Source organism: Kribbella sp. NPDC043289 (genome assembly GCF_056436705.1).
The window spans coordinates 400,277-410,504 of the sequence record NZ_JBWKCB010000007.1; the positions used below are offsets into that span (position 1 = coordinate 400,277).

The 10,228-nt window shown below is 68.7% G+C and carries 8 protein-coding genes; 7 read left to right on the forward strand and 1 reads right to left on the reverse strand.

Going from position 1 to position 10,228, the window contains the following annotated elements:
• Nucleotides 1-20 precede the first annotated feature (20 nt).
• From AC0662_RS35020 to AC0662_RS35045, 6 genes are all read left to right on the forward strand, one after another.
• Nucleotides 21-1,133: a GntR family transcriptional regulator gene (locus AC0662_RS35020; protein WP_478306063.1), complete on the forward strand. Its 1,113-nt coding sequence runs from the start codon at nucleotides 21-23 to the stop codon at nucleotides 1,131-1,133.
• The gene (locus AC0662_RS35025) at nucleotides 1,126-1,986 is read left to right on the forward strand and encodes an amidohydrolase family protein (RefSeq protein WP_478306065.1); all 861 of its coding nucleotides are present in this window, start codon (nucleotides 1,126-1,128) and stop codon (nucleotides 1,984-1,986) included. Before AC0662_RS35020 ends, AC0662_RS35025 begins: the two co-directional genes overlap by 8 nt.
• Entirely contained in the window at nucleotides 1,955-4,387 is a 2,433-nt protein-coding gene (locus AC0662_RS35030) for a glycoside hydrolase family 95 protein (protein WP_478306067.1), read from the forward strand. The genes AC0662_RS35025 and AC0662_RS35030 overlap by 32 nt, the downstream gene beginning before the upstream one ends.
• Entirely contained in the window at nucleotides 4,384-5,205 is an 822-nt protein-coding gene (locus AC0662_RS35035; protein WP_478306069.1) for an aldo/keto reductase, read from the forward strand. The genes AC0662_RS35030 and AC0662_RS35035 overlap by 4 nt, the downstream gene beginning before the upstream one ends.
• 70 nt (nucleotides 5,206-5,275) lie before the next feature.
• Entirely contained in the window at nucleotides 5,276-7,978 is a 2,703-nt protein-coding gene (locus AC0662_RS35040; RefSeq protein ID WP_478306071.1) for a glycosyl hydrolase family 95 catalytic domain-containing protein, read from the forward strand.
• A 49-nt stretch (nucleotides 7,979-8,027) separates the two neighbouring features.
• Nucleotides 8,028-8,432 carry an HIT family protein gene (locus AC0662_RS35045; RefSeq protein WP_478306077.1) on the forward strand — a complete coding sequence of 135 codons (405 nt, stop codon included), beginning with the start codon at nucleotides 8,028-8,030 and terminating at the stop codon, nucleotides 8,430-8,432.
• Nucleotides 8,433-9,375: 943 nt separating this feature from the next.
• On the opposite strand, the gene AC0662_RS35050 is transcribed toward AC0662_RS35045, so the two are convergent.
• A complete protein-coding gene (locus AC0662_RS35050) occupies nucleotides 9,376-10,041 on the reverse strand; it encodes an HNH endonuclease signature motif containing protein (RefSeq protein ID WP_478306079.1) in 666 nt (221 codons plus the stop codon).
• Here AC0662_RS35050 and AC0662_RS35055 point away from each other — a divergent pair.
• Nucleotides 9,934-10,228 (forward strand): hypothetical protein (locus AC0662_RS35055; protein ID WP_478306081.1); only part of this gene is annotated, 295 nt, incomplete at its 3' end. The genes AC0662_RS35050 and AC0662_RS35055 overlap by 108 nt on opposite strands.

Sequence of the window (10,228 nt, forward strand, 5' to 3'; positions counted from 1 at the left end):
AACGGGGTCACCATGCAGCCATGCCCGATGCCGGAAGACCCAAGTCGCCGCTGACCCTGTCGGTGGCCGAGCGGACCGCGCTCAGCCAGCTCGCGGCCGCCGCGCGGACCACCGACGCGATGCGGCTGCGGGCCCGGATCGTGCTGGCCAGCGCGGAAGGGCGCTCGAACAAGGCGGTAGCGGACCTGCTCGACGTCACCCCGGGCACGGTCGGCAAGTGGCGCCGGCGGTTCCTCCGGATGGGGATGGCCGGTCTCGACGACGGGATGCGCAGCGGCCGCCCGCGGATGGTGGACCGGGTCCAGCTCGGCGGGACGGCGACAACATCGATGGCCGATTCCGGACATCGCCTCTCAACCCGGGAGCTGGCGGCGGCGTACGGCGTCTCGCAGTCGACCGTCTCGCGCCGACGCCGGGAGGAGGCGCAGCACTATCGCTCCGCCGGCGTGTCCCTCGGGGTCGGTCACCCGGCGCCGCCGGTGGCCAGTGACACCGAGTTGCTGTCCGACCGGGTCTACGAGGCGATTCGCGACTGGATACTGTCCGGCGAGCTCGCTCCGGGGATGCGGGTGGTCGAGTCCGAGATCGCCCGGGTCCTCGGCACCAGCCAGACCCCGGCCAGGGAAGCAGTACGGCGCCTCGCGCACGAAGGGCTCGTCACGTACCGTCCCCGGCTGGGGAACTTCGTCACCGAGATCTCCCAGGTCGAGGCCCGCGAGGCGCGGGAGGTCCGCGTGCTGCTCGAGTCCGCGGCCGCACGGCGCGCCACCGGGCACGTGCCGCCGGAGGAGCTCGACCTGCTGCGGATCGAAGTACAGCGGATGAGCGAGGCGGCCGACCACCACGACATCGGCGCGTTCCGGGAGTCCGACCTGCGGTTCCACCGGCAGGTGCTCGCCACCAGCGGCAACTCGATGCTGCTGCGCGTGTGGCGGACGCTGGAGCCGGCGCTGTGGAGCCTGCAGGTGGTGTCGAACGCGATGTACGCCGGTGACTGGGGCCTGATGGCCCGCCGGCATGTGGACCTGATCGAGGTCCTGGCCGGTACCGACCCGGAGGACTCCGCCCGCCTGTTCGCCGCCCACGCCCGCGGCGAGAGCTCCATCACCAGACCGGCCGGCCACCATGGGTGACGCCGGCGACGGCGCGGCGCTGCTCGACGCCCACGACCCACCGCCCCTCGACGCCCATGTCCACGTCTGGGACCTCGCCCGCCGGCCACTCCCCTGGCTCCGGCCGGGCCATCCCCTCCGCCGTGACTTCACCCTCACCGACTTCGCCGGCGCAGCCGGCGGCCGTCTCCCGGACGTGGTGCTCGTCCAAGCCGACGCGGATCCGACCGAGGTCGGGGACCTGCTCGCTCTGGCTCGGGAGACGCCTTCGGTGGTCGGTGTGGTCGGGTGGTTCGATCTGCTCGACTTTCCGGACCGGTTGCCTGACGACCCGCGGCTGGTGGGTGTCCGCAGTCCACCCGCGGACCAGACCGATCCCGACGCCCTGACCGATCCCGCGCACGTGCGCGGCGTGCGGGCCGCCACCGACGCCGGCCTCGCCATCGACCTCCTGCTCCGCCCCTCCGCCCTGATCGGGGCTGCCCGGCTCGCGTCCGCCGTACCCGACGCGCGGCTGGTCCTCGACCACCTCGGTAACCCAACTACCGCTACACCGGACTGGCTCGCCGGACTGCGGGCGCTCGCCGAGTGCCCGAACGTGACCGTCAAGCTCTCCGGTACCGCCCACCTCGCGACCGACGACCTCCGCGTGATGGTCGACGCCGCCCTCGAACTCTTCGGCAGTGAACGGTTGCTGTTCGGCTCGGACTGGCCCGTGTGCACGCTGGCCGGGACCCGCGCCGAGGTACTGCGACGTACCACCGCACTGCTGCCTCCTGCCGCGCACAACGACGTGTTCCGCGGCACCGCCCAGCGCATCTACCGCCCCAGGGAGACCGCCCATGAACGAGTACACCCGCCGCCAGGTCCTTAGGACCGCAGGCGCCGCGGCCGGCACCGCAGCCGTCGCCGGCTCGCTCGCTCTCACTCCGTCCACCGCCGCTGCCGTACCGCCCCCGGGCAGCGACACCAACCCGCTCAAACTCTGGTACACCACACCCGCCACCGAGTGGCTGCAGGCACTTGCCATCGGCAACGGCCGGCTCGGCGCCATGGTGTACGGCGGAACCGCCACCGAGCAACTGCAACTCAACGAGGACTCGATCTGGGCCGGCGGCCCACACCAGTACGACGACCCGATCGGCAAGGACGTCCTGCCGGAGATCCGCCGGCTGATCGCCGAGGAGAAGTACCTCGACGCGCAGAACCTCGCCGACCAGCACTTCATGGGCCGTCCGACCGAGCAGATGCAGTACCAGCCGGTCGGGTACCTGTCGCTGGCCTTTCCCGGCATCGACGCGGCCGCTGTCACGGCGTACCGACGGGAGCTCGATCTGACCACCGCGATCACGTCGGTGAGCTACGAGCACGCCGGTGTGCGGTACACGCGGGAGGTGTTCGTGAGCCACCCCGCGCAGGTGCTGGTGATGCGGTTGACCTCCAGCCAGGCCGGTGCGCTCACCTTCGACGCGACGTACAGCACTGAGCAGGCTGCGACGCCTGCGCGCTTCGACGACAAGACGCTGGCGCTGAACGGCATCAGTGGGGACGCCGAAGGGCTGAAGGGCTCGGTCGAGTTCACCGCACTGCTCCGCGCCTTCGCCGACGGTGGAACCACTACGGTTGCTGACGGCAAGCTGTCGGTCGCCGGTGCGGACGAGGTCACGCTGGTGTACTCGGTCGGCACCAGCTACCGCAACTACCTGGACGTCGGCGCTGACCAGGTCGCTCGGGCCGTCGCACCGCTCACCGCGGTCGGTCGCCCGGCGTACGGGAAGCTGCGGCACGAGCACATCGAGGACTACCAGCGCCTGTTCGGCCGCCTGGACCTGGACCTCGGTACGTCGGACTCGATCGCACTGCCGACGGACCAGCGCGTGACGGCGTTCCGCAACGGTGGCGACCCGCAGCTGGCCGCGCTGTACTACCAGTTCGGCCGCTACCTGCTGATCTCCAGCTCCCGTACCCCGGGCCAGCCCGCGAACCTGCAGGGCATCTGGAGCTACAAGATGCTGCCGGAGTGGCAGTCCAAGTTCACACTGAACATCAACTGCGAGATGAACTACTGGCCGGCCGGTCCTGCCAACCTGGCCGAGTGCTGGGACCCGCTGTTCCAGATGATCGGTGAACTGTCGGAGTCCGGTGCCCGCACGGCAGCCACGATGTACGACGCCCCCGGCTGGGTAGCGCACCACAACACCGACGGCTGGCGTGGCAGCGCACCTGTGGACTTCGCGTACTACGGTGTCTGGCCGACCGGTGGTGCCTGGCTCTCGCTGCTCTTCTGGGAGCGGTACGAGTACACCGGCGACCTGGAGATGCTGCGGAAGTACTACCCGGTCCTGCGTGGCTCGGTGGAGTTCTTCCTCGACCAGCTGCAGACCGACGCCAAGACGGGCTGGCTGGTGACCAGCCCCTCGCACTCCCCCGAGGTCAAGCACCACGACTACGACAACGTCGGTGTCAGCATGTGTGCCGGGCCGACGATGGACACCGAGATCCTGCACGACCTGTTCAAGGTGTTCGGACAGGCCGCCGCGTTGCTGGGCGAGGACTCCGCGATGGCGGCGCAGGCAGCCGACGCACGGTCCAAGCTGGCCCCGCTTCAGATCGGGTACCTCGGTCAGATCCAGGAGTGGCTGATCGACTGGGAAGAGGCCGCCCTGGAGACGAGTCGACATGTCTCACACCTGTGGGCCGTCTTCCCGAGCGACCAGGTGACACCCCGCAGTACGCCGGAACTCGCGAACGCGGCGCGGAAGTCGCTGGAGCTGCGTGGACCGGCAGTGACGGCCGGCTGGTCGCTGGCGTGGAAGCTGAACCTGCGGGCCCGCCTGCTCGAGCCGGACAACGCGTACAAGCACCTCACGCAGCTGCTCGGTCCGGGCCGGACAGCGCCCAACATGTTCGACCTGCACCCGCCGTTCCAGATCGACGGCAACTTCGGCGGCGTCTCCGGGATCACCGAGATGATCATGCAGAGCCACTCCGGCGAGGTCGCACTGCTGCCGTGCCTGCCGACGGCGTTCCCGACCGGCAGCGTGCGCGGCATGCGAGCGCGTGGCGGCTTCGACCTGGAGTTCTCGTGGGCCGACGGGAAGCTGAAGAAGGCCAAGATCCAGTCGCTGCTGGGCAACCGGCTCCGGCTGCGGACCGGTGCCGCGGTCGACGTGAAGTCGTCTGTCGGTCCGGTGGCGTTCGGGCGGCCTGAAGACGGCGTCGTCGAGTTCCGCACGCGTCCCGGTGTCGACTACTTCATCGAGCCGCGCGCATGATCTCACTGGGCCCACTCGGCCTCGGCACGGCTTTCGTGACCGGTCCGGACGTTGTCGAGACGGCGTTGTCGCTCGGCATCGACTACTTCGACACGGCTCCCCTGTACGGCGCCGGCGCGGCTGAGCGTCGACTCGGCGCCGGACTGGCCGGCGTCGCGAGGGCGTCGTACAAGGTCTCGACGAAGGCCGGCCGGCGCGTGATCGGCGATCGGGTCGAGTACGACTTCAGCGCGGACGGGATCGCCCGTTCCGTCGAGGAGAGTCTCGGCCGGCTCGGGCTGGATCGCGTGGACGTCGTCCACCTGCACGACCCGGACAACCACGTGCAGCAGGCGCTGGACGAGGCGTACCCGGCGCTGGAGGACCTGCGCCGACAGGGCGTGATCGGTGCGATCGGGCTCGGCATGAACAGCTCGGCGATCCCGGCACGGTTCGTCCGCGAAACCGATCTCGACGCGGTGCTGATCGCCGGTCGGTACACGCTGCTCGATCAGTCCGCCGCGGACGACCTGCTGCCGGCCGCCACCGAGCACGACGTCGCAGTCATTGCAGGCGGCGTCTTCAACTCGGGCGTGCTCGCGGGAGGTACGACGTACGACTACCGTCCCGCGTCGCCGGAGATCCTCGCGCGGGTCGCCGTACTGGAGAAGGCGTGCGCGGAGTACGGCATACCGCTGCGGGCCGTTGCGATGCAGTTCCCGGGCCGGCATCCGGCGGTGTCGTCGGTGCTGATCGGCTGCGCGACCGCGGCCGAGGTACGGGAGAACGTCGCGCTCTGGCAGGAGCCAGTCCCACAGGAGCTGTGGACAGCCCTCTGAACTTTCACCGCCCCGAAAGGTTCATCGAATGCTTCGACTTGCACTACCTCTACTAGTAACGCTGATGACCGTGGGCGCCTCTGCCTTGCCGGCGGTCGGTGCTGACGCTGACGAAGCTGAAACAACGGCGTGGCACGACGGCGCGCTGCAGGCCGACACCGCCGGGCTGGTGTCGCGGTCGGACCTCGTCCAGGAAGGACCGGCGTGGCAGACCTACCAGGCGATGCCGTTGGGGAACGGCGTGCTCGGTGCGGCAGTCTGGGCCGAGAAGGGTTACAGCGCCCAACTGAACCGCGTTGACACGTTCCCCGATCTCAAGTCCGCCGGGCGGCTCGTCGTACCCGGTCTGGACTCACTGATGCGTGCTGACGACTACAGCGGGCGGTTGGCGCTGTACGACGGTCAGGTCGTGCAGAGCGGCGGTGGGATGACTGCGCGCTCGTACGTGCGAGCTGATGCTGATCAGTTCGTGCTCGAGGTGACCGGTGCGGATCCTGCGAAGACCCAGACCGCCGACCTGAAGCTGTGGGCCGGTCGGACGCCGGCTGTCAGCGCGGCCGATGGGATCGCTGCGTTGGCGGAGACGTTCCACGACAAGGCGTCCGGCAGCATCACCGGAGCGGTCGCCGCGTTGACCGCGCAGGCATCTGGCGTGACAGCAGCTGTTGTGGACCCGCTGACGGTCCGGTTGACGTTCCGGCCGCGCGCTGACGGCAGCTACCGGCTCGTGGTCGGCGTACCGTCGTACCGCGGTGGTGAGCTCCGTACTGCGGCTCGGAAGGCCGTGGCGGAGACGCCGGATCACCACCTGCAGTGGTGGCACTCGTACTGGGCCAAGGCCGCCCCGATGCGGATCACGTCCGCCGACGGGTCTGGTGAGTACGTCGAGAACCTGCGCGCACTGCAGCTGTACACGATGGCTGCGTCGATGCGTGGCGACGTACCGAGTACCCATGGTGCTGTGGTCCGGATGTTCTCCTCGTCCGGGGACCAGGCGGACTGGGCGCAGGATTCGTACTGGCACTTCAACCTGCGCATGCTGGTGTCCGCGAACCTCGGTGCGGGCGTCGGCGAGCTCAATGCGCCGTACTTCAAGTTCTACCAGGACAGGGCCGAGCTGATGCGCGAGTGGACGCGCACGCACTGGACCGGCGGCGAGGGACTCTGCCTGCCCGAGTTCATGCGGTACGACGGCACTGGTGACGGCTGCGACAACATCAACGAGCCCAGCTGGACCCGGCGCATTCTGACGAGTGGTCCGGAGCTGGTGAACAACATCTGGCAGCAGTACCGCTACACCGGCGACAAGGCGCTGTTGAACCGCAGCTACCCACTGATGCGGGACGTGGCGCGCTTCTACCTGTCGGCGATGACAGTTGGCACCGACGGCTACCTGCACCTGGAGCACGTCAACGCGCTGGAGGTGCAGTGGGACACCAGCGACCCGGTGCCGGACATGGCAGCGATGCGGGTGATCTTCCCACTCGTTGCCGACCTGGCAACGTCGCACGGCGACACTGCGCTCGCTACGCAACTGCGTGCCGCGGTTGGCAAGCTGCCGCCGTTCCGGACCGTGCAGCGTGGTGGTGAGGAGGTGCTGGCGTGGTCCGGCACAGACGAGGCGTCGCACAACACGCAGAACCCGGAGATGGAGGCGCTCTGGCCCTGGGGTGTCTTCGACAAGACCTCCGAGCTGATGCAGGCGACGTACCGGCAGCGCGTCTACCCGCAGGACAAGGACTGGGGCATGGACTCCACCTGGGCCGCGCGGCTCGGGCTGTCCGCCGAGGTGAAGCGCCTGCTGCTCAAGGGGATCGCTGACTTCCAGATCTACCCCAACGGGTTCACTGTGCACCGCACTGGTCAGGAGGCCGTCCGCAACCACAGCTTCTACAACGAGTGGGGCGGAGTACTGACCACCGGCCTGCAGGAGGCGCTGGTGCAGTCGTACGACGGGGTCGTGCGCGTTGCACCGGCCTGGCCGAGCGACTGGGACGTTTCGGGGTCGGTGCAGATCCCGGGTGGTCACCGAGTCAGCACTGAGGTCCTGGACGGCGTACCGAGTGTTGTCGGGATCCAGGCAGGCAGCCGGGAGACGTTGAAGGTCGCTAACCCGTGGGCCGGTCAGCAGGTGCGGGTTGTGGACTCTCACGGTCGCGTTGTCGTCTCGCCAACTTCCAGCGACGTTGTCTCGGTCGCGGTGACTCCGAATACGTCGTACACGGTCGAGCGGGTCGCCGTACCGCTGTCGTCGTTCGGCTTCGCGCCGCTGACCGGTCAGCCGGCATCTCAGGTCAAGACGGTTGGTAACCGAGTACTGGGGATCACTCGGAGCGAGCCGCCGCTGGTGAGCGATCTGGTCTCGGTACGGTCGCCGGAGAAGCTAACCAACCTGGTGAAGGCGCAGACTGGTGCGCAGACGTACGTGGACCGGTCGTACAAGATCACCGACCTGCCTGATCAGCTGAACGGGCAGGCGTTGATCCAAGGCGCGAACGACGACTCCAAGGCGACCACTCCGGCCGACTACCTCACGCTCAACCTGACGCGACCGGCGACCGTCTACGTGGCGTTCGACGCGCGCGGCGAGAACGCGTGGTGGCCCGGCTGGCTGTCCGACTTCACCCGCACCGGCGAGACAGTAGGCACCACGGACCAACGCCTGGTCCTGTTCAAACGCGACGTACCCGCGGGCCAACTGGCCCTCGGCCCCAACTCCGGTGTCGCAGGCAAGGGCAACTCCACCTACATCACCTTTGTGATACCACGCTAACCATGTTGACTGCCTTTTCTGCCGGCTAGCCGCCGGCGGCGAGGACCACCTGACGAGGCAACGCGACGTAGTACGCCGCACCGACGGCGCCCTCGCGTTCGTTGCCTCGCGCTGGTGGACCAACAACCCGGGCCACGTCCTGGTGGTGCCAACCGCCCACCACGAGAACCTGTACGACCTGACCCCCGAATCCGGCCACGCCGTACAGGACCTCGTCCGCGAAGTAGCCATAGCCATCCGCACCACCTACGACTGCACCGGCACCTCCACCCGCCAACACAACGAACCCTCCGGCTACCAGGACGCCTGGCACTACCACGTCCACGTCTTCCCCCGCTACAACTCCGACAACCTCTACAACACCCGCCCCCTCCCAACCCCAGCCACCCCAGAGTCCCGAGCCCCCTACATCCATCAACTCCTCGAGTACTTCGCCACCCACCCACCCCACTAACCACGCCCCCTAACGCCCGTCCACCCACCCCTCCACAGCCACCCGCCTCACGACCACCCGCCCGCGGCAACCCCAACCCCTAGCGCCTAACCACCCAACCACCCGTTTCACGGCAACCCCACGACCCGTCTAACGGCCACCCCACCGCATCGCCCCGATCCCGCGCACCTCCACCGACGCCGGCCAAGTCCCCTGGTGCCCCACCGCAGGCCACGCCCGGCAGCACCCCGCACCACCAGCTCGCACATGGCAGGCCGCGAACGCCGCCCCACGCACGCCACCTCGCACGTGGCGAGGTCGCACACGGCAGGCATGCGGCAGACCGCAGACCGCAGACGTACGGCGGGTCGCGCATGTCAGGTCGCATACGGCACGTCGCGCGCGGCCCCGCGGCAGCCAACTCGGTCCTGCGGGGCGCGGCAGGGGAACCCAGCAGCGCGTGGCCCGGAGCTGCACGACCTGGAGTTCCACAGCCAGGAGCTGCGACCGCCGGTGATGGGAACCCGGCGACGTACAAACACGTGCAGCAGGACCGGTCTGTACGCCGCGGCGGGGCGACAAGAGCCCGGCGCCGCCGCTCCCGGTGGTGCGAGCGGTTGTGCTGCGGTAGCCGTCGGATGCGGCGCTTGTCGTGGGCGAAGACGCTTGGGCTCGCAGCACCCCCGGCCACGTGTACGCGGGCCGACGCGTGGGCTCGCAGCGTCGGCTGCGGCAGGTACGTACGCGGACGAATGCGTACGAATGCGTAGAGCCGCGTCCATCGGCGATCCCGGCGCCCGAGTCGAGGTCGACGGCGACCGCGTCGATCAAGCCGCGGTCCCGGTGGTCCTGCGCTACAACCCGGTGAAGCGCGCGGCCTGCGTCGGCAGCCCGACGAGGGACATGGCGCGTCACGAGGTGCCGCTGTACTCGTGTCTGGAGAGGCGCGAGTACGCCGACAGGGTCAGATTGTGGCGAAGGACGGCGGGTCTGCGGCGGAGTGTGCCAGGTTGGCATTCGGTACACCGGGTTTGCGTGCCTGGGCGGTCCCCCACAAAGCGAATCGTGCCGCTTCCGCGCGGGTCGCATCGTCGGCCGACCATCGGCCGCCCCGCACAACTGGCTGACTCGCGCCGTCCCACGTACTCGTTCGGGTCTGCTGAGCCTCCGCCTTGGGCAGGGCTCGGTCGACGCCCGGTTCGATGCATTGATCAATGCGTTGATCAACGCACCTCTCAGCGCACCTCTCAGCGCACCTCTCAGCGCACCTCTCAGCGCACCTCTCAGCGCAACGGTCAGCGCAACGGTCAGCGCATCGGTCGGTGCGTCCGTCGGCGCGTGAATCGCCGCGTCCGTCGGTGCGTGGGTCGGCGTTGGGTGAGGGGGTGGGACGGGTTGGGGGTGGGTGGATTGTGGTGGCAGCGGGGTGGGTTAGGGGTGGGGTGGCCCAGGTTGGGCGGGTGACGGTTACTTGGCCGTTGGTGATGGTGATGGTCCAGCGGCCGGCGTGGAGGTCTGTGTGGTGGCGGCGGCAGAGGAGGGCCAGGTTCGCGATGCTGGTTTCGCCGCCGTCGATCCAGGAGATCAGGTGGTGTGCGTCGCATTGGATCGGTGGGGCTCCGCAGACCACGCAGCCTTTGTCGCGGGCGTTCAGGGCTTTGCGCATGGATCGGGTGACGAGGCGTTCGGAGCGGCCTACATCAAGGGGTTCGGAGTTCGATCTGAGGTGCCCCGAAGCTCCCGGACAGCGACCCAACTAAGATTGGGTCGTCTGGAAAGGAAAGTCTTTGCCACGTTCGAAGAGAAACTTCTCTCCT